The 23,998-nt window shown below is 61.3% G+C and carries 23 protein-coding genes; 9 read left to right on the forward strand and 14 right to left on the reverse strand.

Annotation, left to right across the window (positions count from 1 at the left end):
- Window positions 1–81: 81 nt before the first annotated feature.
- Window positions 82–2,082 (reverse strand): Ig-like domain-containing protein, encoded by a 2,001-nt coding sequence (locus K9B32_RS16935; protein ID WP_224564151.1) that lies wholly within the window; start codon window positions 2,080–2,082, stop codon window positions 82–84.
- A 155-nt stretch (window positions 2,083–2,237) separates the two neighbouring features.
- Between K9B32_RS16935 and K9B32_RS16940 the strand changes: the two genes are divergently transcribed.
- The gene (locus tag K9B32_RS16940; protein ID WP_224564153.1) at window positions 2,238–2,864 is read left to right on the forward strand and encodes a TIGR00730 family Rossman fold protein; all 627 of its coding nucleotides are present in this window, start codon (window positions 2,238–2,240) and stop codon (window positions 2,862–2,864) included.
- 66 nt (window positions 2,865–2,930) lie between these two features.
- Here K9B32_RS16940 and rarD read toward each other — a convergent pair whose 3' ends face one another.
- Window positions 2,931–3,845: an EamA family transporter RarD gene (gene rarD / locus K9B32_RS16945; RefSeq protein ID WP_224564155.1), complete on the reverse strand. Its 915-nt coding sequence runs from the start codon at window positions 3,843–3,845 to the stop codon at window positions 2,931–2,933.
- Between the two features lie 108 nt (window positions 3,846–3,953).
- Between rarD and K9B32_RS16950 the strand changes: the two genes are divergently transcribed.
- Window positions 3,954–4,817, forward strand: a complete 864-nt coding sequence (locus tag K9B32_RS16950) for a protein-L-isoaspartate O-methyltransferase family protein (protein WP_224564157.1) — start codon at window positions 3,954–3,956, stop codon at window positions 4,815–4,817.
- Between the two features lie 3 nt (window positions 4,818–4,820).
- Here the strand turns inward: K9B32_RS16950 and cimA are convergent, their stop codons facing one another.
- From cimA to cysS, 6 genes are read right to left on the reverse strand one after another with little or no spacing between them, the layout of a single operon-like run.
- Window positions 4,821–6,437, reverse strand: coding sequence for a citramalate synthase (gene cimA, locus K9B32_RS16955; RefSeq protein WP_224564159.1), 1,617 nt, complete (start codon window positions 6,435–6,437; stop codon window positions 4,821–4,823).
- 30 nt (window positions 6,438–6,467) lie between these two features.
- Window positions 6,468–7,427 (reverse strand): prolyl aminopeptidase, encoded by a 960-nt coding sequence (pip, locus tag K9B32_RS16960; RefSeq protein WP_224564161.1) that lies wholly within the window; start codon window positions 7,425–7,427, stop codon window positions 6,468–6,470.
- A complete protein-coding gene (locus K9B32_RS16965) occupies window positions 7,424–7,900 on the reverse strand; it encodes a GFA family protein (protein ID WP_224564163.1) in 477 nt (158 codons plus the stop codon). The genes pip and K9B32_RS16965 overlap by 4 nt, the downstream gene beginning before the upstream one ends.
- Window positions 7,897–8,385: a GFA family protein gene (locus tag K9B32_RS16970; RefSeq protein WP_224564166.1), complete on the reverse strand. Its 489-nt coding sequence runs from the start codon at window positions 8,383–8,385 to the stop codon at window positions 7,897–7,899. The genes K9B32_RS16965 and K9B32_RS16970 overlap by 4 nt, the downstream gene beginning before the upstream one ends.
- Entirely contained in the window at window positions 8,382–8,858 is a 477-nt protein-coding gene (locus tag K9B32_RS16975) for a GFA family protein (RefSeq protein WP_224564169.1), read from the reverse strand. Before K9B32_RS16975 ends, K9B32_RS16970 begins: the two co-directional genes overlap by 4 nt.
- The gene (gene cysS, locus K9B32_RS16980; protein WP_224564172.1) at window positions 8,855–10,246 is read right to left on the reverse strand and encodes a cysteine--tRNA ligase; all 1,392 of its coding nucleotides are present in this window, start codon (window positions 10,244–10,246) and stop codon (window positions 8,855–8,857) included. The genes K9B32_RS16975 and cysS overlap by 4 nt, the downstream gene beginning before the upstream one ends.
- Before the next feature lie 349 nt (window positions 10,247–10,595).
- Here cysS and K9B32_RS16985 point away from each other — a divergent pair, with 349 nt between their 5' ends.
- The gene (locus tag K9B32_RS16985) at window positions 10,596–11,342 is read left to right on the forward strand and encodes a GH25 family lysozyme (protein ID WP_411969715.1); all 747 of its coding nucleotides are present in this window, start codon (window positions 10,596–10,598) and stop codon (window positions 11,340–11,342) included.
- Between the two features lie 7 nt (window positions 11,343–11,349).
- Here K9B32_RS16985 and K9B32_RS16990 read toward each other — a convergent pair whose 3' ends face one another.
- The 4 genes from K9B32_RS16990 to radA form a co-directional block, all read right to left on the reverse strand.
- Window positions 11,350–12,090 carry an SDR family NAD(P)-dependent oxidoreductase gene (locus tag K9B32_RS16990; protein WP_224564178.1) on the reverse strand — a complete coding sequence of 247 codons (741 nt, stop codon included), beginning with the start codon at window positions 12,088–12,090 and terminating at the stop codon, window positions 11,350–11,352.
- A gap of 77 nt (window positions 12,091–12,167) precedes the next feature.
- The gene (purF, locus tag K9B32_RS16995) at window positions 12,168–13,658 is read right to left on the reverse strand and encodes an amidophosphoribosyltransferase (RefSeq protein ID WP_224564181.1); all 1,491 of its coding nucleotides are present in this window, start codon (window positions 13,656–13,658) and stop codon (window positions 12,168–12,170) included.
- Between the two features lie 170 nt (window positions 13,659–13,828).
- Complete coding sequence (locus K9B32_RS17000) at window positions 13,829–14,455, reverse strand: CvpA family protein (protein WP_224564183.1); 627 nt, start codon at window positions 14,453–14,455, stop codon at window positions 13,829–13,831.
- A 93-nt stretch (window positions 14,456–14,548) separates the two neighbouring features.
- A complete protein-coding gene (gene radA, locus K9B32_RS17005) occupies window positions 14,549–15,952 on the reverse strand; it encodes a DNA repair protein RadA (protein WP_007800895.1) in 1,404 nt (467 codons plus the stop codon).
- Window positions 15,953–16,102: 150 nt separating this feature from the next.
- Here radA and K9B32_RS17010 point away from each other — a divergent pair, with 150 nt between their 5' ends.
- A complete protein-coding gene (locus K9B32_RS17010; RefSeq protein WP_224564185.1) occupies window positions 16,103–16,738 on the forward strand; it encodes a LysE family translocator in 636 nt (211 codons plus the stop codon).
- 4 nt (window positions 16,739–16,742) lie between these two features.
- On the opposite strand, the gene alr is transcribed toward K9B32_RS17010, so the two are convergent.
- Window positions 16,743–17,909, reverse strand: a complete 1,167-nt coding sequence (gene alr / locus K9B32_RS17015; RefSeq protein ID WP_224564187.1) for an alanine racemase — start codon at window positions 17,907–17,909, stop codon at window positions 16,743–16,745.
- A gap of 179 nt (window positions 17,910–18,088) precedes the next feature.
- Between alr and K9B32_RS17020 the strand changes: the two genes are divergently transcribed.
- The 3 genes from K9B32_RS17020 (at window position 18,089) to K9B32_RS17030 (ending at window position 19,984) form a co-directional block, all read left to right on the forward strand.
- On the forward strand, window positions 18,089–18,910 hold the full coding sequence (locus tag K9B32_RS17020) for an AraC family transcriptional regulator (protein ID WP_224564375.1): 822 nt from the start codon (window positions 18,089–18,091) through the stop codon (window positions 18,908–18,910).
- Between the two features lie 70 nt (window positions 18,911–18,980).
- The gene (locus K9B32_RS17025) at window positions 18,981–19,685 is read left to right on the forward strand and encodes an AzlC family ABC transporter permease (RefSeq protein ID WP_224564189.1); all 705 of its coding nucleotides are present in this window, start codon (window positions 18,981–18,983) and stop codon (window positions 19,683–19,685) included.
- Window positions 19,682–19,984 carry an AzlD family protein gene (locus K9B32_RS17030; RefSeq protein WP_224564191.1) on the forward strand — a complete coding sequence of 101 codons (303 nt, stop codon included), beginning with the start codon at window positions 19,682–19,684 and terminating at the stop codon, window positions 19,982–19,984. Before K9B32_RS17025 ends, K9B32_RS17030 begins: the two co-directional genes overlap by 4 nt.
- Window positions 19,985–20,015: 31 nt before the next feature.
- On the opposite strand, the gene K9B32_RS17035 is transcribed toward K9B32_RS17030, so the two are convergent.
- Window positions 20,016–21,512 carry a replicative DNA helicase gene (locus tag K9B32_RS17035; protein ID WP_007800907.1) on the reverse strand — a complete coding sequence of 499 codons (1,497 nt, stop codon included), beginning with the start codon at window positions 21,510–21,512 and terminating at the stop codon, window positions 20,016–20,018.
- Between the two features lie 341 nt (window positions 21,513–21,853).
- On the opposite strand from K9B32_RS17035, the gene K9B32_RS17040 reads away from it, so the two are divergent.
- Together K9B32_RS17040 and K9B32_RS17045 are read left to right on the forward strand one after the other, a co-directional pair.
- Window positions 21,854–22,297 (forward strand): MarR family winged helix-turn-helix transcriptional regulator, encoded by a 444-nt coding sequence (locus K9B32_RS17040; protein WP_007800909.1) that lies wholly within the window; start codon window positions 21,854–21,856, stop codon window positions 22,295–22,297.
- 10 nt (window positions 22,298–22,307) lie between these two features.
- Window positions 22,308–23,990 (forward strand): MFS transporter, encoded by a 1,683-nt coding sequence (locus K9B32_RS17045; RefSeq protein ID WP_224564193.1) that lies wholly within the window; start codon window positions 22,308–22,310, stop codon window positions 23,988–23,990.
- The last annotated feature ends 8 nt before the right edge of the window (window positions 23,991–23,998 follow it).

Genomic DNA, 23,998 nt, shown 5'->3' on the forward strand with positions numbered 1-23,998 from the left:
GCAATACAACAAATGGACGCTGCAGGAAAAGAGCGGCCGGACATGATCTCCGTCCAGCCGCTCGATTAGGGCATGATCGCCTTAGAGGTGCTCGCCCGAAAGCCGCTTGCGATGAAGCTCTTCCGCGTTCGGCAGGGCATCCTTGGGAAGACCGAAAATCTGGCCCGGCAAGATGCGGTCCGGGTTTGTGATCTTGTCCTCGTTGGCGACATAGATCGTCGTATAGCGCACGCCCGCGCCGTAGATGCGCCGCGATATCTGCCAGAGTGTATCGCCGCGGCGGATGATGACCGTCTCGTTACTCGGAGCGAGCGGTGCCTGCTCGATTGTCGTTGGCCCGCCTTGAGCTCCTGCGATCTCGTTGGTTGCGAGTGCATTCGGCGCGGCCGGCGCAGTGGCAGAACCCGTCAGATGGGCTATATCGCCGCCGAGCTTGCCGAGCGCATCGCCGACGGACGTCGCATCCGTGGGCAACGCCTGCAGCGTCTTCAGGGCACCCGCTGCGGCTTCTGCTGCCGTCGAAGCCTGCTGCTTGACGTCGGCTGCGGCATCGGCTGCGGTGCGAAAGTCCACGATGGCGCGGAGGGCAAACTCGTTGGCGGAGCGGGCTGCGGCGAGCTGTTCTGCTCCTGGCACCTTGCCATCGGCAAAGAGCCCACTAAGAAGAGAGAAGGCCTTGGCGGCATCATTCTTCAGCTTTCCGAGCGCACCCTCGTCAAGCGGCACCATCGCTGTCGGGCTTCCGGCCTGAGGGATCGCGCCCTGCGCGGCAACCGTTACCTGATTTCCTTCCGGGCGGTTGAAGTTCACAAAGGCGCGAACGGCGACCTTGTCGGCGTCATCGAGAACGTCGACGCGAATCTTGTGATCGCCAATTGCGAGCGGCATCACGCCGTCGACAACGAAATGACCGTCGGGACCCGCTTTCGTCTTGCCGATCAGCTTGTCATCGGCATAGGCGACGACGTTCGCCAAGGGCTTCGCCGTGCCTGCAACAAAGATCTTGTCGCCTTCGATCTCGACAGCGCTGACCACAACGTCTGCAGCCGTTGCGGGGCCAGGCTGCGCACCAGCGGCTGCGGGCGCGCTCGCCATATCCGTCGAGCCAGGCGCTTGGCTGGCGTTAGTTGCAGGCTGGCCCGACGGCGCAGTGGAGGCTACCTCAGCATCCGGCTTGGGTGCCGTGATGATTCTGCTTGCGGTGCCGGGCTTGGAAACCATCGCCAGCAACTCGGAGCTCTTGCCATCCTTGGGGACGGATACGGTTGCAACCTCTTCCGATGTCGACGCCTTGCCATCCTTGCCGGTGGCTCGCAGGACGAGCTGGTGATCGCCGGCGGAAAGCGGATTGTCGAGCACCGCGACAAAATCGCCGGTCGGACCGACGTCCGTCGTGGTCACGACTTTGTCCCCGTCCATGATTTCAAGCTTGCTGTTCGGTTCGGCCGAGCCGGCGATAACCGTCGAGCCATCCGGCTCTACGCGCAGCACGTCGAAGGTCGGGAGGTTGTTGGCGTTTTCGGCAGGGGACGCCGCGGATGGAGGCTGGCTGGCGGGTGCTGTTAGCTCAGGCGAGGCGGTCAGCGCTGCTTCGGCTTTCGCGATCGCGGCTGCCGCGTTGGCGGTGTTTTCCGGCAGTGCCTTGATGATGGTCAGTGCCTTGGCTGCGCCATCCTTGATCTTGGTGGCGGCCGCCGCCGTCACCGGGTTCGTGCCTTCCGGGATTGCAAGATCGGCGAGGGTCTGCAAAGAGGTCGTCGCCTTCGACTTGGCCGCTTCGAAAACTTCCTGGGTCGGGTCATTGCCGTCTGCAAAGAGCGCCTTAAGTTCCGAAATGGACTGGCCTGCCTCCGAAGCAAGGCGACCGACTTTCTGGGTTGTTTCGGCATCGTCGGGGGCTGACGGGCGTGAAGTCTTGGCAGATTCGGTGACCGTCTTCTTCACTTCGGAGCCGGCCTGGTTTATTGCGTCACCAACTTTGGCGGCGTCTCCGCCGATGCGGGGCATGACGAAAAAGACCATCAAAAGAATTGCGACTACAAGCACTGCAAGGGCCAGCAAGCCGGCACGGTTTCTCATCATCACGTCTCCCCAGGCGGCAATCTTGCCGGACTTCCTAAAATTGCTAGCGATTCCCGCTGCTTTGCACAAGCAGTCAAAGTAGCCGGGCAAATGTAAGACGCAGGTTTTCCGTCATTTTTCTTGACTGGAGCCAGAGAGAATAGTTGTTTGCCCGTATGACAGATCAATCTCATTCCATTCGCTCCATCTGTGTTTACTGCGGCTCGCGACCGGGCAGCGATCCCCGCCATATGGCAGCCGGCCGTGCGCTGGGTAAGGAAATCGCCGAGTATGGCCTGCGCCTCGTCTATGGTGGAGGCACCAAGGGCATAATGGGGGCTGTGGCGAGCGGCGTGCTTTCGAACGGTGGTCAGGTAACCGGCATCATCCCCGAGTTCCTGATCGACATGGAGGCAACGCGCCATTCCCTCGGCCAGCTCAATGAGTTGATTGTAACGCCTGATATGCATACGCGCAAACATGCCATGTTCGAGCGCTCCGATGCCTTCGTCGCGCTGCCGGGCGGCATCGGCACGCTGGAGGAAATCGTCGAGATCATGACCTGGGCGCAGCTCGGCCGTCACGAGAAGCCGATGGTGTTTGCCAATGTCGGCGGCTTCTGGGATCCGATGATGGAGCTCATGCGCCACATGACAGACGAAGGTTTCGTCCACACGGCCCATCGCGTCCAGCCGCTCGTTATAGACGACATATCCGAAATCATCCCCGGCATCATGGCACAGGCGGCCGAAATCGCATCGCTGGACCGCGAGGGCGAGGATGCGGTGATCTCGAAGATGTAACGCCGTCCCTAGATCAGGATGACTTTAGGCCCGATGGGCTGAAGTCTGAACTGACGCGGCATCCTGCTAGCGCTCCCGGCTCCCCTTGAGCATCGCCCAGCTGTAGACGAACAAGCCCGCCCAGATCAGTGGGAAGGCGATCATGCGCGCGGTGCCGAGCGGTTCGTGGAACACGAAGATCGCGATGAGGAAGATCATCGTCGGCGCGATGTACTGCATGATGCCGATGGTCGAAAGGCGCAACAGCTTGGCGCCATTGGCATAGATCATCAGCGGTACGGCGGTGACGATGCCGCAGCCGAGCAGCAGGGCGGTATCGGCCCAGCCGGTGCGATAGAAGTGTCCTTCACCGCTGCCGAGCTCCAGATAGAGAACGTAGAACAGGGCCGGGACGCTGAGGATCAGAACCTCGAGGAAGAAACCCTGGTTCGGGCCCAGCGGCAACGTCTTGCGAAACAGCGCATAGAGACCCCAGGAAATCGTCAGCGTCAGCGCTATCCAGGGAATGCCGCCGCTATCAAGCGCCAGCACGATGACCGCAAGGCCAGCCAACGCAATAGCTGCGATTTGCGCCGGGCGCAGCTGCTCCTTCAGCACGACCGCGCCGAGGAAGATGCTGAACAGCGGGTTGATGAAATAGCCGAGCGCCGCATCGATCGCGTGGCCACTGCCGATCGCCCAGACATAGGTGCCCCAATTGACGGTGATCAGCGCAGCAGTGAGCGCCGCCATGGCCAGCATCCGCGGCGACCGCAAGGCCGTGCGGATATCTTGCGTTCGGCCGAGGACGATGAGCACTAGACCCGCCAAGGGCAAGGACCAGAGGATGCGATGAGCGATGACCTCCGCCGGCGAAATATGAGCGACGGCCTTCATGTAGATCGGAAGGAAACCCCACAGAAGATACGCCGTCAGTGCAAAGGCGAAGCCACGTGGACTGTCTTCGTTCTTGACGATCGGAGCGCTTGCATTGGCGGACATCGAGTGTTTCCATATTTGTTCTTGTTATGGATCCGCTTAACGTAACGGACGTGAATAGGCCAATTCATTTCGGTGAATAGATGCTGGCCCATCGCGACGGTGAAGACCATGGACGAAGAAGCTCTTGCGAACTGCCGCAGAGCATTTGCCTCCCGGGTACTTGCGAAGGAAGGCGTGCAAGACGACGACGCGCTGCTACAGGCCTTTGCAGCGGTACCGCGCGAGCGGTTCCTAGGGCCGCCGCCATGGAAGATGGCGGGATGGGGAGGCTATGTCGATGCGTCGGGAGATCCCTCAGTCGTCTATCAGGACGTGCTGTTTGCGCTTCAGCATGAACGGCATATCAACAACGGCAGCCCGAGCCTTCACGCCCGGGGAATCCACAAGTTGGCGCTCCGCCAGGGGGATGTCGTCTGTCATGTTGGCGCCGGCAGCGGCTACTACACGGCAATCATGTCCCTGCTTGTGGGCAGCGGCGGTCATGTCACCGCCGTCGAATTTGATGGCGAACTGGCGATGCGGGCAGAAGAAAATCTCCGCGACTATCCGAATGTTCGCGTTGTCCATGGCAATGGGGTCGAATGGCCGCGCGAGCCGACAGATGCCGTCTATGTGAACTTTGCCATCCACTTTCCAGCCGAAGCCTGGGTGGAGCGGTTGAGTGTCGGCGGCCGGCTGATCCTGCCGCTGGGCGTCCCTGATGTCGATGCGGCGGGGCCGACCGGTCTTGGTTCTTACGCTGGCTTCTTCCTGTTCCGCCGCGAAGACCTTGGTTACGCTGCCGAATATCTTGGGCCCGTCGCGTTTGTCTGGGCGGAAGCCGTAAAGGGTGGGTTCGATAGTTACCGGCGGCTGGAGGCCGCCTTCTACAAGGGCGGTGTGGAACAGGTCCGCGCCCTGCGCTGGAAGACCGCGCGACAGGGCAAGGAGTGGTATTCGGAGGCGGATTGGGGCCTCGTCTTCGGTGCCTGACGCCTACTCGGCGGCGATCTTGCCGGCTAGTTGTCGGTTCTTCATCAGCTTGTAGATCACCGAGTCCATCAGCGCCTGGAACGACGCATCGATGATGTTCTCAGACACGCCGACCGTCCACCAGCGAACACCGTCACTATCGGTAGATTCGATGAGAACGCGGGTGATCGCCTCGGTACCGCCGTTGAGGATACGGACCTTGAAGTCGGCCAGCACCAGATCGTCGATCTCGTGCTGGTATTTGCCGAAGTCCTTGCGCAGTGCGAGGTCGAGCGCATTGACCGGACCGTCGCCTTCTGCCACCGACATGATCGTCTGCCCGTCGATAACGACTTTCACCACCGCTTCCGAGACGATCTTAACGCGCCCGTGGGAATCGAAGCGGCGCTCGACCATCACGCGGAACCCCTCGATCGAGAAAAATTCCGGGATGGTTCCGAGGGTCCGCCGAGCAAGCAGCTCGAAGCTCGCATCGGCGCCCTCATAGGCATAGCCCGATGCCTCACGCTCCTTGACGAGCGCGATCAGGCGGTCGAGCTTCGGATCGTCCTTGCCGACCTCGATGCCGCGCCGCTTCAGTGCGTTAATGAAGTTCGCCTTGCCCCCTTGGTCGGAGACCATGACCTTGCGGAAATTGCCGACGCTTTCAGGCGTCACATGCTCATAAGTGCGCGGATCCTTGAGCAAAGCCGAAGCATGAATGCCAGCCTTTGTCGCAAAGGCAGACGCGCCGACATAAGGCATCTGATGATCGGGCGAGCGGTTCAACAGCTCGTCGAAAGCGTGCGACAGTCGTGTGAGATTCAACAATCGCTCGGCGTCGATCGAGGTTTCGAACCGGGATGAATACGCTTCCTTCAGCGCCAGCGTCGGGATTAGGGTCACGAGGTTGGCATTGCCGCAGCGCTCGCCGATGCCGTTCAGCGTGCCCTGAATCTGTCGCACACCCGCTTCCACGGCCGCAAGCGAATTGGCGACCGCCTGACCGGTGTCGTTGTGTGCGTGGATGCCAAGACAGTGACCGGGAACGCCCGCCGCAATAACTGCGTGGACGATGGTCCGGATTTCCGGCGGCTGCGTACCACCATTCGTATCGCAGAGCACGACCCAGCGTGCGCCGGATTCATAGGCGGTCTTGGCGCAGGCGATAGCATAGGCGGGGTTTGCCTTGTAACCGTCGAAGAAATGTTCGCAGTCGACCAATGCCTCCTTGCCGGCGGCGACGGCAGCCTTGACGCTCTCAGCAATGCTTTCGAGGTTTTCCTCATTCGTGCAACCGAGCGCCACCTTCACATGGTAGTCCCAGCTCTTGGCGACAAAACAGATCGCGTCACTCTTGGCCTGCAGCAGGCTTGCCAGGCCCGGGTCGTTCGAGGCCGAAACACCGGCTCGCTTCGTCATCCCGAAGGCGACGAAGCGAGCTTGTGTCGTGCGCTTCTCGGCGAAAAAGGCAGTATCCGTCGGATTGGCGCCGGGATAGCCGCCTTCGACATAATCAAGGCCGAACTCATCAAGCATGGTCGCGATCGCAATCTTGTCCTCGACGGAGAAGTCGATGCCGGGCGTCTGCTGCCCGTCGCGGAGCGTCGTGTCGAAGAGGTAGATCTTTTCGCGTGTCATGATGGTGGTCCTGTCGGCCTTGTGGGCTCGTTATTGCTTTCCGGCGAACTTGTCTGTGGCGCGGATCAGCTTGTCGAGGATGCCGGGCTCCGAAAACGCATGCCCCGCGCCTTCGATCAGATGGAACTCCGCCGTTGGCCATGCCTCGTGCAGCAGCCAGGCATACTTTGCCGGGCAGGGCATGTCGTAGCGGCCATGCACGATGACGCCGGGAATGTCCTTCAGCTTATGGGCATCATGCAGCAGCTGGCCTTCGTCCATCCAGCCGGCATTGACGAAGAAGTGGTTCTCGATGCGGGCGAAGGCATAGGCGAAGTCGGCCTCCTCGAACTTGCCGCTGGTCGACTTTTCCGGCAACAGCGTGATCGTTTCGCCTTCCCAGATGCTCCAGGCTTGGGCCGCTTGAAGGGCAACGGCCCGGTCCGACCCGGTCAGTCGGCGATTGTAGGCCAGCATCATCTCATGGCGTTCTTCCGGTGGGATCGGCGCGATGAAGCGCTCCCATTTGTCGGGGAACATCTCCGACACGCCGAACTGATAATACCAGTCGAGCTCGGCTCTGGTGAGCGTATAGATACCGCGCACGACCAGCTCGGAAACGCGCTCCGGGTGCTTCTCGGCATAGGCGAGCGCCAGCGTCGAACCCCATGAGCCACCGAACACCTGCCATTTCTCGATGCCTGCCATCTCGCGCAGCCGTTCGATGTCGGCGACGAGGTGCCAGGTCGTGTTGGCATTGAGGTCTGCGTGCGGCGTGGATTTGCCGCAGCCACGCTGGTCGAACAGCAGCACATCGTAGAGTGCGGGATCGAACAGGCGGCGGTGGCTCGGCGAAAAGCCGCCGCCGGGACCGCCGTGCAGGAACACCGCTGGCTTTGCACCCGGTGTGCCCGAACGCTCCCAATAGATCTTGTGACCGTCGCCGACGTCGAGGTGGCCCGACGCATAGGGTTCGATTTCGGGATAAAGGGTGCGGAGCACTTCAGTCATATTTTGACGCCTTCGGCTGGCCAGGTTGCAGTATCGTGATCGGGATGCTGGAAGGAGATGATCGCCTCCTGCCGCGCATAGAAATCGGGGTCCGTGTGAACAGGCTGGTCGAAGATCGTCTCTACCCACGGAATGCGTGCGTCGTAATTGACCTGGATTTGTGGTGCCAGATCGCTGCGATCGTCGAAGGTGCCGATCGCCAACTCCAATCCGCCGGGGTGGCGGTACGTCATCGGAGTGCCGCAGTTCTTGCAGAAGCCACGCTCGATGTTGACGGAAGACTGGAAATAGCTCGGCTCGCCGCGCGTCCACTCCATGCCTTCGTCAGGCGCGGTGACGAGGGCGGAGAAAAAGCTGCCGAACTGCTTCTGGCACATGCGGCAATGGCAGATCGAAGGGCGGCCAAGCTTGCCGCTGATGCGGAATCTAACCGCGCCGCACTGGCATCCGCCGGTTCGAATGGGTTGTCTCATGCTGATGCTCCGGTTGGCCAATGGGCTGTGTCATGGTCGGGGTGCTGGTGATTGCTCGCGGCAATCGCGTTCTCACGCTCGCGCATTTCCGGTTCGGGCTCGACGGGCAGGGCATCGAGTTCGTGAAACCAGCTCATCTTGCGTCCGGTGTTCGATTGCATCACCGGCTTGACGCTATCGGGATCGTCCAATGAACCGAGCACGATGTTGATGAAGTCCGCACCCGGCACATCATAGAAAAGCGGTGTCCCGCAGTCGGCGCAAAAGCCGCGGCGGACAATATCGGACGAGTGAAACCACTTTGGCTCGCCGCGCGTCAGGGCAAAATCCGTTCGCTTTGCGGCCGCCAGCGGCATGAAGTAGTTCCCGGCCGCTTTCTGGCACATGCGGCAGTGGCAAAGGTGCGGATAGCCGAGTTCGCCAACGGCCCGGTAGCGAACCGCGCCGCATTGGCAACCTCCGCTCAGAGCCGTAGCTGGTGTCACGGGTTTCTCTCCTCAGGCCACGTTGCGGTGTCGTGGTCCGGATGCTGGTAGGAGACGATGTCGAGCACGAAGGGGGCCGCCTCGGCATCCTCGTCGGTCTCGCGCGCAGGCAGCTCATGTAGGTGGTCAACGAAGCCGATCTTTCCCTCGGTGCCAAACTGGATGACTGGCGGAAGGGCGGAAGGATCGTCGAAGGCGCCTGCTGCGACCGCCATTCCATCCGGCGCCTCATAGGTCAGCGGCGTCCCGCAATCGGCGCAGAAGCCGCGCTCGACCATGTTGGACGAACGAAAGCGCTTGCGCTCACCGCGCGTCCATTCGAACTCGGCCCCGCGTACGGAGACCAGCGGTGCGTAATAGGCACCGAACGCCTTCTGACACATGCGGCAATGACAGATGGACGAATCCTTCAACACTCCGCGAACGCGGAAGCGGATCGCCCCGCACTGGCAGCCGCCGGTATGGGTGCTCATCTCTTCACCTCCCACTTGGTCACTCGTTCGCCGGTGGCCGGATCCTTGCCGTCCTTGAGCTGGATGCCTTCGGCAAGCAGCGTGTCGCGGATCTTGTCTGCCTCGGCGAAGTTCTTCGCCTTGAGCAATTCGAGCCGCGCCTTCACGCGCCGGTCGATTTCGATGGCGACCGCTTCGTCGATCTCGGCCTTCTCAGGCAGAACGCCGAGCAAAGCCGCGCTGGCGGCGAATGTCGCGTGATCGCCGGACTGGGCAAGCGCATGCAACGCCTGGATGGCTGCCACCGTGTTGAGGTCGTCGGCCAAGGCGCTGAGGACAGCGGCGTCGGGCTGCGCGCCCGCAGCATCTGCTGCCGGCCATTTGGCGAGCACCCGTTCGGCCTCCTCCAGCCGCTTGACCGAAAAGTCGATCGGCTCGCGGTAGTGGGTCATCAGCATGGCAAGACGCAGTACTTCGCCGGGCCACTGCCGGCCGCCGAATTTCTCGGTGTGCAGCAACTCGTAGATAGTGACGAAATTGCCTTCCGACTTCGACATCTTTCGGCCCTCGACCTGCAGGAAGCCGTTGTGCATCCAGACGTTCGCCATGACCTTGGTGCCATGGGCGCAACGCGACTGGGCGATCTCGTTCTCATGGTGGGGGAAGATCAGGTCGAGACCGCCGCCGTGAATGTCGAAGACCTCGCCGAGGTAGCGCTCGCTCATGGCCGAGCACTCGATATGCCATCCCGGACGACCGCGCCCCCAGGGGCTATCCCAGCCGGGCTCGCTCTCGGTCGAAAGCTTCCACAGCACGAAGTCGCCCGGGTTTTTCTTGTGCGCCTCGACCGCGACGCGGGCGCCGGCCTGCTGTTCCTCCAGGTTGCGCCTGGAAAGCGCGCCGTAATCTGCCATCGATTTCGTGTTGAACAGCACTTCGCCCTCCGCCTGATAGGCGTGGCCCTTGGCAATCAGCTTCTCGATGATCTCGATCATCTGGGCGATGTTGTCGGTCGCCCGCGGCTGGATCGTCGGATCAAGGCAGCCAAGGGCCTTGGCGTCTTCGAGGTATTGCGTCTCGGTTCTTTCGGTGACCAAGCGGATCGCCTCATTCAGCGGCAAGCCGGGGTGGTCTCGCAGAGCCCGTGCATTGATCTTGTCGTCGACGTCGGTGATGTTGCGCGCATAGGTGACGTGTTCGGCGCCATAGACATGGTTCAGCAGCCGAAACAGCACGTCGAAGATGATAGCGGGACGCGCGTTGCCGATATGGGCGTAGTCATAGACAGTCGGGCCGCAGACATACATGCGGACGTTTAGCGGATCGATCGGCGCAAAGGCCGTCTTTTCGCGCGACAGCGTGTTGTAAAGCTTCAGTTCCGGCTTCTTAGTGTCTGGCGCGCCGGCCATATCTACTCTCCCAAAATGCAATGATCCGAAAAATACTTCCACCGGCGGGCCGGGGCGTTTCTCATCTTGGGTCTTTGGGAGACGAAAACGGCCAGGCCAGCGAGCGCGCTAGCGAATAATCTTCCGGCAGATAATGCAGGTAACCGTTTTCATGGCGGGTTTTATGGCGCGGGAACGGGGATTGGTCAAGGGGGGGTGAGAAGCGGTCCGGCGCCAGCCGGAGCAATCGATCCAGCGAATCGATTGCGGCGACGAACGCCCGCGCGTAAGCCGGGGTTGGGCTGGTGCCGTCCGCCGCGACCTCGCAAAATTCTGCTACAAGCGCCAAGGAAAGCGAAAGACCCCCGATGTGAAAACCCTCTATCGAATAGTCCTCGCGGTGGTAATTCTGGCTGTCGCGGTCGCATCGTATCTGGCATACGATCGCGCCATGGCACCGTTTTCTCCTCCGACGCTTGCGGACTATCCCATCCAGGGCATCGACATCAGCCACCATCAGGGCGCCATAGATTGGCGAGCCTTGGCACGGCAGCCGAACGTCCGCTTCGTGATCATGAAGGCGACCGAGGGCGGCGATCACCGCGATACGCGCTTTGCCGAAAATTGGAGGGCAGCGAAGGAGGTCGGCATCGTGCGTGGCGCATATCACTTCTTCACCTTCTGCCGTCCCGGCCGCGAGCAAGCGCGCAACATCATCGAAACAGCGCCTGTCGAAACGGACACGTTGCCGATCGCGATCGACCTCGAATTCACCGGCAACTGTGGCAAAGTACCGACGCTCGATGAACTGACCTCGGAAATCAAAGCATTCTTCGACGAACTGAATGGTGCCTATCCCGGCAAACCGATCTTCTATCTGAACCAGCAATTCTTCGATCAGTACCTGAAAGGAAACCAGGCACGGTTCCCCGATCACTATCTATGGCTGCGCAGCATTGCGCAGGAGCCGCGGCAGAACGATTGCCGTGACTGGTCAATCTGGCAATTCGCCGACAACGGCACGCTGGACGGCATTCAGGGGCCGGTGGATCTCAACGTGCTATGCCCGTCGGAAACAGGCTTCGCCGACCTGTTCCCAGCTCTCGCGGCCAAGTGAGCGCCGCTCAGTTCGGCAGAGGATAATCGACGAGCTTGTTCTCGCGAACGATGAAGAGCTTGCCGGTCTCGGTCACGTCGGGACCGACCAGCGGCAGGATCGCCTTGGCGACCTCGGAAGGATGCGGCAACGTCTCGGGATCTTCGCCCGGAACGGCCTGCGCGCGCATGGCGGTGCGGGTTGCGCCTGGATCAACGCTGGTGATACGAAGGGGCGTGCGCTGCGTTTCACCTGCCCAGGTGCGGGCCAGCGCTTCGACAGCTGCCTTGGAGGCGGAGTAGGGACCCCAGAACGGGCGACACTTGTGAGCGGCACCGGATGAGAGAATGACGGCGCGGCCGGCATCCGAGCGTGACAGCAGCGGGTCGACCGAACGGATCAGCCGCCACGTCGCGGTCACGTTGATGTTCATCACCTTCTCGAAGGTCTTCGCCTCGATATGCCCGATCGGCGAGATCACGCCGAGCACGCCCGCATTGGCGACGAGGATGTCGAGCTTGCCCCAGCGCTCGAAGATCGAGGCGCCGAGCGCATCGATGGCGTTCATGTCGGCAAGATCGAAAGGAACCAGTGTCGCGGACCCGCCAGCCGCCTTGATCGCATCATCGAGGTCCTCGAGACCGCCGACCGTGCGGGCGCAGGCAATTACGTGCGCACCGGCCTTTGCCAGTTCCATTGCCGTGAAATAGCCGATGCCGCGGGATGCGCCGGTGACGAGTGCGATCTTGCCTTCAAGGTTGATAGTCATTGTGCCCGGTCCTGCATCGCTGAAAAATTAAGGGGCGCAATAAGCGCCCCCTAGTCAAATGTCAAAGCCAATGGCTGTCAGCCATTGGTCGCGAGCAGGGAAACCTTGCGGCCCATCGTTTCGCCGTCCTTGTCGAGAAGGCGGGTCGGATAGTCGCCGGTGAAGTAGTGGTCGGTAAACTGCGGGCGGGCGTCGTTACGGTCCTCGCCGCCGACGGCGCGATAAAGGCCGTTGATCGACAGGAACTCCAGGGAGTCCGCCCCGATATATTTGCACATGGCCTCGAGGCCGTCGTACTGGTTGGCCAGCAGCTTCTCGCGATCCGGCGTGTCGATGCCGTAGAAGTCAGGATAGTAAATCATCGGGCTTGCGACGCGCAGATGCACTTCCTTGGCGCCGGCATCGCGGATCATCTGCACGATCTTCAGCGAGGTGGTGCCGCGTACAACCGAATCGTCGACGAGCACGACGCGCTTGCCCTCGATCATCGCACGGTTGGCGGAGTGCTTCAGCTTGACGCCGAAGGCGCGGATCTGCTGCGTCGGCTCGATGAAGGTACGGCCGACATAGTGGTTGCGGATGATGCCGTATTCGAACGGAATACCGCTTTCCTGAGCGTAGCCGAGCGCTGCCGGCGTGCCGCCATCCGGTACCGGAACGACGACATCAGCCTCAACAGGCGCTTCCTTTGCGAGGTTGACGCCCATGTTCTTGCGCGCGACATAGACGCTGCGACCACCAACGACCGAGTCCGGACGGGCAAAGTAGACATATTCGAACAGGCAGAGGCGCTCCGGCTGGCCGTTGCCCGCCTTGCGGGCGTCGATCGAGATCGAGCCGTCCGGCTGGATTTCGCAGATGATGACTTCGCCGTTCTCGACATCACGGACGAACTTGGCGCCGATGATATCGAGCGCGCAGGTCTCCGAGCAGAAGATCGGCTTGCCGTCGAGTTCGCCCATGACGAGGGGACGGATACCGGTGGGATCGCGCGCCGCGATCAGCTTCGTGCGCGTCATGGCGAGCATCGAATAGCCGCCTTCCATCTGGCGGATCGCGTCGATGAAACGGTCGGCCGTGGAGCTGTAGCGCGAGCGGGCGATGAGGTGGAGAACGACTTCCGTATCCGAGGTCGACTGACAGATAGCGCCACCGGCAATCAGCTGGCGGCGGAGCGTCAGGCCATTCGTAAAGTTACCATTATGAGCAATGGCGATGCCGCCGACTTCGAGTTCCGCAAAGAGCGGCTGCACGTTGCGGAGCGCTACTTCGCCGGTCGTCGAATAGCGATTGTGACCGATCGAGATGTTGCCAGGCAGGCGGGCGAGGGTAGTCGGGTCAGTGTAGTGATCGCCGACCAGGCCCATATGCCGTTCGGAGTGGAAGCGCAGCCCGTCGAAGGAGACGATACCGGCCGCTTCCTGCCCGCGATGCTGGAGGGCGTGAAGGCCGAGCGCCGTCAACGTTGACGCATCGTCATGGCCAAGAATGCCGAAGACGCCGCATTCTTCGTGGAGCGTGTCTCCATCGAGTTCATCATTGAGCGTCAAGGAATGAGACTGGTTCATCGATGCGGGCCTTTGCTCTCACAAGAATGGATCGGCTTCCATAGCATGACGCCGTTATCATGCGTTTTAAACGGCTGAGGCCCGGCAGAGCGGATGCCCGGCCGGACCTTTATTCACGTTCCCCTCAAATGGCAATTGCCAGGTGGCGGGTCAAGCTGTTGAACACTGCGTCAATTCGACGGCTGCTGTGCACCATTCGCAGGCGCGGGCGCTGCGTCTTCGGCTGGCGCCTGATCGGATGCCGGCGCGTTGCCGCTCTCAGTATTGCCGCCCTGCGGCTGAATTTTGTCCATCACGCTCGCCCGCACCATCTGCGCGAATTCGGCCGGCAGTACGGACTGCAACTTGACGACCATCGAGTCCAGGAACGGCTTCGACTTGGCGTTGTTCACCCAGGCCGGGCGGTGATCCGCGTCCACGAGCCAGTTCCAGAAAGCGACGGCGACGACGAGAAGAAGTATGCCCCTAGCCGCGCCGAAGAGAAAGCCCAAAGTGCGGTCGAGAGCGCCGATCCGGCTGTCGATGATGAAGTCCGCGATCTTCATGGTGATGAACGAGATCACGATCAGCGCAATCAGGAACACCACCGCGGCCGAGCCGACGATCGCAATGCGGTCGTCATCCGTGTACCTTTTCGCGTAAGGGACCAGATAGGGGTAGAAATAGTATGCGGCGACCGCAGAGCCGCCCCAGCTTGCGATCGAAAGAACTTCGCGGGAGAAGCCGCGCACCATTGCAAGTACGGCGGAGAAAAGAACGACGCCGATGACAATACCGTCGAAAATCGTAATGGGCATATAAATTCAACTCCAGGACCGCCGTTTATATACGGCTTGGTCGCGCCTCATTGCGTGCTTCCTATAACATCACCGATGCTGGTGATGAAAGGATCAAACCTCTTCTTCCACACGTCGCAGTGCGCCTTTCGACCCAGCAATACGTGCAACCAGGTCCGGCAGGCTCTCGATCTCGCTCCAGCGACTGCCGGAACCCTTCGGCAGGTCGGCTGACGCCGAGGGAAGCAACGCGGCAGAAAAGCCCAGCTTCTCGGCTTCTTTGAGGCGCTGGGACGTATGTGAAACCGGCCGGACGGCGCCCGACAGGCTGACTTCGCCGAAATAGACACAATTGGCCGGCAGGGCAATACCGGCAAGCGACGAAACCAGGGCCGAGGCGACGGCGAGATCGGCGGCTGGCTCGGAGATACGGTAGCCACCTGCGATGTTCAAATAGACGTCGTGCTGGCCGAGCCGGACGCCGCAATGAGCCTCGAGTACGGCAAGGATCATCGACAGGCGTGCGGAGTCCCAGCCGACCACGGCGCGGCGAGGGGTCCCGAGCGACGTCGGGGCAACGAGCGCCTGCACTTCGACCAGGATGGGGCGGGTGCCTTCCATGCCGGCGAAGACGGCAGCTCCCGGCGATTTCTCGTTACGCTCGCCGAGGAAGAGTTCGGAGGGATTGGCAACCTCGCGCAGCCCCTTGTCCGACATTTCAAAGACGCCGATCTCGTCCGTCGGTCCGAAGCGGTTCTTGACGGTGCGCAGGATGCGATAGTGATGGCCGCGATCGCCTTCGAAATAGAGCACCGCATCGACCATGTGCTCGACGACACGCGGACCGGCGATCTGGCCGTCCTTGGTGACATGGCCGACGAGAACCATGGCCGCGCCGGTCTGCTTGGCGAAGCGGATCATCGACTGAACGCCGGTGCGCACCTGCGTCACGGTTCCAGGCGCGGATTCGGCCAGTTCGCTCCAGAGCGTCTGGATGGAATCGATGATCACAAGATCGGGCCGCTTGCCTTCCGCCACCGTTGCCAGAATGTCCTCGACATTGGTTTCGGCAGCCAGCAGGACATCGGTGTCCGCTGCCTGCAGGCGTTGCGCCCGCAGCCTTACCTGGGCCACCGCCTCTTCGCCCGAAACGTAGATGATCCGATGGCCGCGACGCGAAAGCGCTGCCGCGCCCTGCATCAGCAGCGTCGATTTGCCGATACCAGGATCGCCACCGATCAGCACGGCCGAACCGCGCACGAAGCCGCCGCCGAGTGCCCGGTCGAGTTCCGAAATGCCGGTGTGGATACGCGGAGCTTCCTCGATCTCGCCAGAGAGTGCCGTCAGTGCCACTGGGCGGCCTTTTTTCGGCGTCTTTGCCGGTCCGCCGCCGATGCCGCCCATGGGGTCTTCTTCGACGATGGTATTCCACTCGCCGCAGCTATCGCACTTGCCCGCCCAGCGGTTATGGACCGCACCGCAGCTCTGGCAGATGAATTGTGTCCTGGCCTTCGCCATCAATCATGCTTTCGGTTGGATGCCGCCAGGGCGTCGCATCGAATCAGTTTGCTTGCTCAAATAATCATTCCTGGCACCGATCAAAACTAATGATTTCCCTATCAGGGGCGACGGTGGCACTTGTTCTCCACTGTCTTGGAGGCCACGACGATGCTGGACTATTCGCTCGCGCACTGGATCGCGTTCTTGACCGCGGCGGTCCTGCTCAACCTGTCGCCCGGTCCCGACATGGCTTTCATTCTCGGCCACACCCTCAAAAGCGGGACGAGGACCGGTTTTGCCGCGCTGTTCGGCATCTGGACCGGCGCCTGCCTGCATGTGGCGATGGCAGCATTCGGTCTGTCTGCGATTCTCGCCGCCTCCGCACTGGCCTTTTCGGTGGTCAAGTGGGCAGGTGCGATCTACCTCATCTGGCTCGGCATTCAGGCATTGCGCTCGAAAGCCGAGGGCGGCCTAGTCAGGGCGGCGAAGGACGCCCTGCCCGGGAGCCATGTCTACAGGCAGGGCATCCTCGTTTCGCTGCTGAACCCGAAGGTCGCGATCTTCTTCCTCGCCTTCCTACCGCAATTTGTGGTCGCGGGCGCCGGACCGACCTGGCTACAGCTGGCGGTCCATGGCTTATTCATCATTGCGGTTGCAGCCTTCATCGAGCCTCCGCTCATCCTGGCGGGAGGACGGCTTGCCGATCTCGTCAAGCGTAGGAGAAGCATCGGCCTCTGGCTCGATCGCGGCCTTGGCGCGCTGCTGGTGGCGCTCGGCGTGCGGTTGGCCCTGACGACGCGGTAGGTCCTTAGTTTTCCTCGTACAGGTAGCGTCGCTCGTGCCGCAGGCCGATGCTGGTCAAGATCTCGTAGCCGATCGTACCCGCCGACCTCGCGACGTCGTCGACGAGCACGTTCTTTCCGAACAGTTCGACGTAATCGCCTGCGAGCACTGCATTTTCCGGAAGATCCGTGACATCGAAAATCGTCAGATCCATGGTGATGCGGCCGGCAACCGGAACCTTTCGCCCGGCCAGAAAACCCTGGCCTCCCTGCGGCACGACCTGGCGCAGAGGCACGCCGCCGCTCGACTGGCTTCGCAGGTACCCATCGGCGTATCCGGCCGACACCACGGCGAGCCTGCTGTCACGGGTCAATCGCATGGCGCGGCCGTAGCCGACGGTATCGCCCGCCTTGGCCGTACGAACCTGAATGATCCGCGCCTCGGCGGTCACGACCGGCCGCATCGGGTTCGCCACGCCGTTGACGGCTTCGCCGCCATAGACAGCGATGCCGGGGCGCGTGAGATCGAAGTGATAGTCACTGCCGAGGAAGATGCCACCCGATGCCGCTAGGCTTGTATCGATACCTTCATAGGCTGCGCTAACCCGCCGGAACGATTCAAGCTGTTGCTTGTTCATCTCCGAGGAATGGTCGTCGCTGCAGGCGAGATGGCTCATGACAAGCACCGGCGCAAAACTTACCGGGCGCGAAACGTCGTCGGCAAGCGCGATCGCCTCGTCCATGGACAGGCCCAGCCTGTTGAAGCCCGTATCGACATTGAGGGCGCAGGGGTAGTCGCCGTATTCGGCGAGCACCGCCATCCAGAAGGCGAGTTGTTCTTCCGACGAGATCACCGGCACGAGGTCGTTTTCGAAGAGCCGTCGCTCTGTGCCGGGCCAGACGCCCGCGAGCACGAAAATGCGAGCGTCGGGCGTGTAGGGCCGCAGCGTCACGCCTTCATCGACGGTGGCGACGAAGAAATCACGCGCGCCGGCCATAAAGAGCGCTTCGCCAGCGTCTTCGATGCCAGTGCCGTAGGCGTCCGCCTTCACGACAGCCGCGGCCCGAGCCTTGCCGGAGCGTCGCGCCATGTCCTTCCAATTTTCCGTCAGTGCCGTCAGGTCGACGGTCAGGCGCAGGCCGGCAGAGTCGAATGGGTCTTCATCTTCGAAACTATCAACAAAATCAGTCATTGTGCTTCACAAAAGTAGGGAGAACGTTTGTCGCGTGGTAGTCTAGAGATCAATAAGGCAAAGTGAAAGCAAGCCAAGGAGATATCGATCTTGCGATCACTTTTGTTCAAGACGCAGGGTCGCGCGTGAAGTAGTCTGGTTTGATGGAGAATGTATCGCAGAAAGAGGCGGCGGAGGCGATGCCGCTTGCTGGTGTCGAGCGGGCGCGTTTCTGGCGCGACCGCCGATTCCGCAACATGGAATGCCTGAGCGCGAGCTTCCTGACGCACGAGTATGCGCCTCATGCCCACGACACCTTCTCGATCGGCGCCATCGAAAGTGGCACGCAGATCGCAACGATGAAGGGTGTTCGCGAGGAGACCGGCGCGGGCGATCTCTATCTCATCGACCCCGGCGTCGTGCATGACGGCGTTCCCGGCGGCGAGGGGTATCGCTACCGGATGATCTATCCCGATACCAAGCTCTTCGTCGATATTCTCGAAGACGTGACCGGCAACGCTTTCAACGCCACGCCGTCCTTCCCGAAGGAGCTTCTCAATGATCCCGAGATGGCGGCCGCTTTCCATACCGCCCATCGCGTGCTGGAGAGCGGTGCCGGAGCGCTGGAATCAGAAGAGGGTATGTTTCGCGTGCTCGCGGCAATCTTCCAGCGCTACGGCAGCACGATCGTCGTGCCGGTGGATACCAAGGAGCGCACCGCAGTCGGCCGCGCTCGCGACTATCTGACCGACAGTTTCGACAGCGATATCGGGCTTGACGAATTGGCCAAGGTCGCAGGCTTGAGCCGCGCGCATCTCATCCGGGCGTTCCGCCGCGAGTACCACATCACCCCGCATGCCTTTCTGACCGACAAGCGCGTGCGCGAGGCGCGCAAGCTATTGCGGTCAGGACAGGCGCCAGCCGATGTGGCAATCCAGTGCGGCTTCGCCGACCAGGCGCACTTCACCCGCCACTTCAAGGCACGCACCGGCGTCACGCCGGGACAGTATCGCGCGGGCTGATCACTTTCGTTCAAGACGATCACTGCGCAGCAGCTTAACACCTCCGACTTTAGCAGTTCTGGAGGTTCCAATGCTCACTCAAAGGCGATCGATCGGTGATTTTTTGGCCGGAGCGCGGGCAATCCTGCCGCTCGTCGTCGCCGTCATTCCAATTGGTCTCGTCTTCGGTGCGGTTTCGGCCGCGAAAGGTTTGTCTCCTGTCGAAGCGACCCTGATGAGCGCGCTCGTCTTTGCCGGTGGCTCACAGTTTGTCGCCATGGATATCTGGACGCACCCGGCAAGCTGGGCGGGCGTCGGCTTTGCCGCTCTGCTCGTCAATATCCGCCACGTCCTGATGAGCGCGTCCCTCGGCACGAAGATGCAAGCCTTCTCTGGCTTGCGAAAATATGCGGCCATGCTGTTCCTGGCTGACGAGATATGGGCGATCGCGGAATTCCGCGCAGGCGTGGCGCGGCTGACACCTTCATGGTTCGCCGGCATCGCCATGCCATTCTATTTGGCCTGGGTCGGCTCCACGCTGATTGGCGCCTCTCTCGGCGCGTTTCTAGGCGATCCCGCTGCCGTCGGGCTCGACTTCGCCTTTCCCGCAGTCTTTGTCGTGCTGGCGATGGGGTTCTGGAAAGGCCGTGAGACTGGTTCGGTATTGGCTGCGAGCGCTCTGGCCGCCGTCCTGGTTCACCAGGTCGTACCGGGTGTCTGGTACATCGCAGCCGGTGCGCTCGCCGGGCTTGCCGCGGCACTATGGACAGGCAAGGCAAAGGCGGTGACGGCATGACCCTGGACATGCAAACGCTTCTTGCGATTCTCGCCATGGCGGCTGCAACGGTGCTGACCCGCACGAGCGGCCTGCTTCTCATTCGCCATGTCGAAATGACCGAGCAGACCCGAACGGCCATCGAGGCGATACCGCCGGCGGTTCTAATGGCAGTAATTGCGCCCACCGCCTTTGCGACAGGCTGGGCCGAGACGGCTGCCTGCCTGGTTACAGCGCTCGCAGCGCGCCGGCTGCCGATGCTGGCAAGCGTTGCCGTTGGCGTGGCAACCGTTGCCATTCTGCGAGCGGCCGGCTTGTAGGTCGGGTAGCGTACTGACGAGAAGGATCTCGTCAGTGCTCTTCGTATTGGATGAAGGAGGGATCGGCGAGATCTGCGAAACGCGTGAATTCCGACTGGAAGGCGAGCTTCACCGTGCCGGTCGGTCCATGGCGCTGCTTGGCGATGATAACGTCAGCCGTGCCCTTTACCTTGTCGAACAGCGCTTCCCATTCGGCATACTTCGGATCGTTAGGATCGCGAGGCTCGAGATTCTTGACGTAGTACTCCTCACGGAACACGAAGAGCACGACGTCGGCGTCCTGCTCGATCGAGCCCGATTCACGAAGGTCGGAGAGCTGCGGGCGCTTGTCGTCTCGGCTTTCGACCTGACGCGAGAGCTGGGAGAGGGCGATGATGGGAACGTTCAGTTCCTTGCCGAGCGCCTTCAGGCCGGTCGTGATCTGGGTGATTTCCTGCACGCGGTTTTCGCCCGACTTGCCCGAGCCGGTCATCAGCTGGATGTAGTCGACCACCAGGCAGTCGAGGCCGCGCTGGCGCTTCAGGCGGCGGGCGCGCGCCGAAAGCTGCGCGATCGAGATACCACCGGTCTGGTCGATGTAGAGCGGTACCTTCTGCATCATCATCGAGCAGGCGACCAGCTTTTCGAAGTCGGCGTCGTTAATGTCGCCGCGGCGGATCTTCGAGGAGGAGACTTCTGTCTGCTCGGAGATGATACGCGTGGCGAGCTGTTCGGACGACATTTCGAGCGAGTAGAAGCCGACGACGCCCCCTTGTTTCGCCTTCATGCTACCGTCCGGTTGCACTTCGCCCTCGTAGGCGGCGGCAATGTTGTAGGCGATGTTGGTCGCGAGCGAGGTCTTGCCCATGCCCGGACGACCGGCGAGCACGATCAAGTCAGAGCGCTGCAGGCCGCCCATCTTGCCGTCCAGCGAATGGATCCCGGTGGAGATGCCGGAAAGCCCCCCATCTCGCTCCTTAGCGACAGCCGCCATGTCGATCGCCAGCGCTACCGCGTCATTGAATGACTGAAAGCCACCGTCGTAACGGCCGTTTTCGGCGAGTTCGAACAAACGGCGCTCAGTGTCCTCGATCTGTGTCTGCGGCGGCATGTCGAGCGGCGCGTCGTAAGCGATGTTGACGACGTCTTCACCGATGGTGATCAGCGCGCGGCGAAGCGCTAGATCATAGATCGCGCGGCCGTAGTCCTCGGCGTTGATGATGGTCACGGCTTCCCGGGCGAGTCGGGCGAGGTACTCGGACACCGTCATGTCGCCGACCTTTTCCTCAGCCTTGAGGAAGGTCTTGATTGTCACCGGATTGGCGATCTTGCCCATGCGGATGATGTCGCCCGCGACTTCGAAGATCTTGCGGTGCAGCGGTTCGTAGAGATGGATCGGTTTCAGGAAGTCCGACACCCGATAATAGGCGTCGTTGTTCATCAGGATCGCGCCGAGAAGCGCCTGTTCGGCTTCGATATTGTTGGGGGCTTCCCGGTAGTGCTGCTCCGCTGGAGCAACGGCGGCAATCTTTCGAGCGACGTCGTTCATCTTGATCCGTTCTGTCTTCTTCAGCTTCGGGTGTGGCGCGCGCAAGCGGCAAAATCAAGCGCGGAAGCGAGAAGGCTCCTGTGCCGTCGTCGATACGGGGAGGCTTTGCCCGTTGTTCGACTTCTCCACAGTCGTACTTGCGGTCAGTGCAAAAATACCGAAAGTGTCACCTGCAGAACACGGCCAGAAACGACTCACTTCCATCGTGGCTTGCGTGGTAGTCTAAGCCTGTCGGGGGAGACTTGCATCCAAACAGAGGCCGCCGGCTCTTGAAAAAGATCGGAAAACAATATAGATAGTAACGATATAATTAGTGCGCTAACAAAATAGGGCTGAAATATATGGGAAATCCCGTTCTCGGGCGTGAGCTTATCGAAGACCTTGCCGCTTTCAATCGTAAGCTAAGGGCCGTCTTCGACAAGATAGTGCGGGAGCGCAACATGACGTTGCCGCGCGCCCGTGTCTTCTTCACGCTTAATAAAAAGGACGGAATCAACCAGCGTGAACTTGCCGAACGGCTGGAGCTGGAGACGCCAACGCTCGTCAGGATTCTCGATGCAATGGAAGGGCAGGGTTTCGTCCAGCGGCGCGTGGCCGGCTCCGATCGCCGTGCCAAGGAAATCTACATCACCGAGACCGGCAAGGTCGTGGCGGGCGAAATCGATGACATTGCCGTAAAAGTGCGGGCGCAGGTTATCGCCGGTATTCCCGAAAATGATCTGAAGACTACTTTGGAAGTGATCCGCGCCATGCAAGCCAACCTGCAGGGCATTCGCGGAATTTGAGGTCCTGCCGATGAGCCTCGCCGAGACCGCCAACGACAATGTGGCGCCACGGCCCGCCGAGGAGGCGAAGCCGGGCACACAACAGATGCCGTCGCCGCCACCAGCAGCGGGCGTGCCGATGCCGGCCTGGAAGGTGCCGCTCTACATGGCGGCGTCGGTCCTGCTTTTTCTGACGCAGGGCCTCGGCATGAACCTGCTGACCGCCAACATCTATCAGCTGCAGGGCTCGTTTTCCGCGACCACCACTGAAGTTTCCTGGCTCTCGGCGGCCTATATGGCACCTTACGCGAGCATGTCGATTGCACTCTTCAAAATTCGTACCCAATACGGTCTTCGTCGTTTCGCGGAACTTGGCATTATCTGCTTCGTCGTTGCGGCGGTGCTCAATCTCCTCATCACTGACCTGCATTCCGCGATCGTTGTGCGCACCCTGAGCGGCATGGCCGCAGCCCCCCTTTCGACGCTCGGCTTCCTCTATATGCTGGAGCCTTTCCCGCAGGAAAAGAAGCTCTCGCTCGGGATCAGCCTTGCTCTGATGTGCACGCTGTTTGCGTCTCCCGTCGCGCGCATCGTCTCGCCTTCGCTGCTTCAGTTCGGCGGGTATCAGGCGCTCTATGTGTTCGAGATGGGCCTCGCGCTCGCCGTCCTTCCGATCATCTATCTGCTGCCGCTTACGGCGCCGCCTCGGGCGAACGTCATTCAACGACATGACATAGTGAGCTATCTCCTCCTGGCGGTCGGCTTCGGGTGTCTTGCCGTCGTACTGACGCTCGGCCGGCTCTATTGGTGGTTCGAAGCGCCCTGGATCGGCGTTCTACTGGCGGTATCGGTCGGCTCTCTTGCTCTGATGCTGGCCATTGAGCTGCCGCGCACCAATCCCCTGATCGATTTTCGCTGGCTGTTCTCGGGCGCCAACATGCGAATGGCAGGCGTCCTGCTTCTCTTCCGCTTCGTCTCCTCGGAGCAGTCGTCAACTGCCGCCAACTTCTATCAGCAGCTCGGGCTTCTGAACGATCAGACAGAGACGCTCTATGCGATCATTCTTCTCGCCTCCTTGGTTGGCGGGCTTTTCTGTGCGTTTCTGATGACGACGCGTTACGTCGAAACAGCCCACGTGCTGGCGCTCGCACTCATTGCAGCCGGCGCCTTTCTGGATAGCCAGTCGACGAGCCTGACACGGCCGCCTCAGATGTATCTGAGCCAGGCGATGGTCGCCGCGGGCGCCGCGATGTTCCTGCCGCCTGTCATGGCGAACGGCTTCAAGGCCGCGATCTCGCGGGGCGGGCAATACATCGTCAACTTCCTGGTGATCTTCGTCTTCACGCAGAGCATTGGCTCGCTCTTCGCCTCGGCAATGCTCGGGACTTTCGTGACAATCCGGGAGAAGTTCCACTCGAACGTGCTCGTCGAGCACATCCTGCTGCAGGATCCGATCGTGGCGCAGCGCATCTCACAACTGAGCGCCGCTTACGGCAAGGTGCTTGGCGACAAGATGCTGCTCAACGCTGAAGGTCTGGTGCTGCTCGCCCAGCAGGTCAGCCGCGAGGCCTATATTCTCGCCTACAACGACACCTTCCTCGTCATCGGCTACTCCTCTGTCTTCGGCCTGATCGTCATTCTTCTCCATCAAGCGTGGCGCCGGCTGACCTGGCCCAGGATAAGCCAGCCCGATGCAATCCCCGCTCAATCGTGATCTCAGGG

The sequence above is a fragment of the Rhizobium sp. 3T7 genome (assembly GCF_020166565.1).
GTDB lineage: Bacteria > Pseudomonadota > Alphaproteobacteria > Rhizobiales > Rhizobiaceae > Rhizobium.

Bases quoted from the DNA above. Each gene is read 5' to 3' on its own strand.
- pip (WP_224564161.1), bottom strand. From the start codon at position 7,427: ATGACTGAAGTGCTCCGCACCCTTTATCCCGAAATCGAACCCTATGCG.
- K9B32_RS16990 (WP_224564178.1), bottom strand. From the start codon at position 12,090: ATGACTATCAACCTTGAAGGCAAGATCGCACTCGTCACCGGCGCATCC.
- K9B32_RS16965 (WP_224564163.1), bottom strand. From the start codon at position 7,900: ATGAGACAACCCATTCGAACCGGCGGATGCCAGTGCGGCGCGGTTAGA.
- K9B32_RS17040 (WP_007800909.1), top strand. From the start codon at position 21,854: ATGGGAAATCCCGTTCTCGGGCGTGAGCTTATCGAAGACCTTGCCGCT.
- K9B32_RS16940 (WP_224564153.1), top strand. From the start codon at position 2,238: ATGACAGATCAATCTCATTCCATTCGCTCCATCTGTGTTTACTGCGGC.
- K9B32_RS16935 (WP_224564151.1), bottom strand. From the start codon at position 2,082: ATGATGAGAAACCGTGCCGGCTTGCTGGCCCTTGCAGTGCTTGTAGTC.
- K9B32_RS17035 (WP_007800907.1), bottom strand. From the start codon at position 21,512: ATGAACGACGTCGCTCGAAAGATTGCCGCCGTTGCTCCAGCGGAGCAG.
- K9B32_RS16975 (WP_224564169.1), bottom strand. From the start codon at position 8,858: ATGAGCACCCATACCGGCGGCTGCCAGTGCGGGGCGATCCGCTTCCGC.
- K9B32_RS17000 (WP_224564183.1), bottom strand. From the start codon at position 14,455: ATGCCCATTACGATTTTCGACGGTATTGTCATCGGCGTCGTTCTTTTC.
- K9B32_RS17020 (WP_224564375.1), top strand. From the start codon at position 18,089: ATGCCGCTTGCTGGTGTCGAGCGGGCGCGTTTCTGGCGCGACCGCCGA.
- cysS (WP_224564172.1), bottom strand. From the start codon at position 10,246: ATGGCCGGCGCGCCAGACACTAAGAAGCCGGAACTGAAGCTTTACAAC.
- K9B32_RS17030 (WP_224564191.1), top strand. From the start codon at position 19,682: ATGACCCTGGACATGCAAACGCTTCTTGCGATTCTCGCCATGGCGGCT.
- K9B32_RS16950 (WP_224564157.1), top strand. From the start codon at position 3,954: ATGGACGAAGAAGCTCTTGCGAACTGCCGCAGAGCATTTGCCTCCCGG.
- K9B32_RS17010 (WP_224564185.1), top strand. From the start codon at position 16,103: ATGCTGGACTATTCGCTCGCGCACTGGATCGCGTTCTTGACCGCGGCG.
- cimA (WP_224564159.1), bottom strand. From the start codon at position 6,437: ATGACACGCGAAAAGATCTACCTCTTCGACACGACGCTCCGCGACGGG.
- rarD (WP_224564155.1), bottom strand. From the start codon at position 3,845: ATGTCCGCCAATGCAAGCGCTCCGATCGTCAAGAACGAAGACAGTCCA.
- purF (WP_224564181.1), bottom strand. From the start codon at position 13,658: ATGAACCAGTCTCATTCCTTGACGCTCAATGATGAACTCGATGGAGAC.
- K9B32_RS17025 (WP_224564189.1), top strand. From the start codon at position 18,981: ATGCTCACTCAAAGGCGATCGATCGGTGATTTTTTGGCCGGAGCGCGG.
- K9B32_RS17045 (WP_224564193.1), top strand. From the start codon at position 22,308: ATGAGCCTCGCCGAGACCGCCAACGACAATGTGGCGCCACGGCCCGCC.
- alr (WP_224564187.1), bottom strand. From the start codon at position 17,909: ATGACTGATTTTGTTGATAGTTTCGAAGATGAAGACCCATTCGACTCT.
- radA (WP_007800895.1), bottom strand. From the start codon at position 15,952: ATGGCGAAGGCCAGGACACAATTCATCTGCCAGAGCTGCGGTGCGGTC.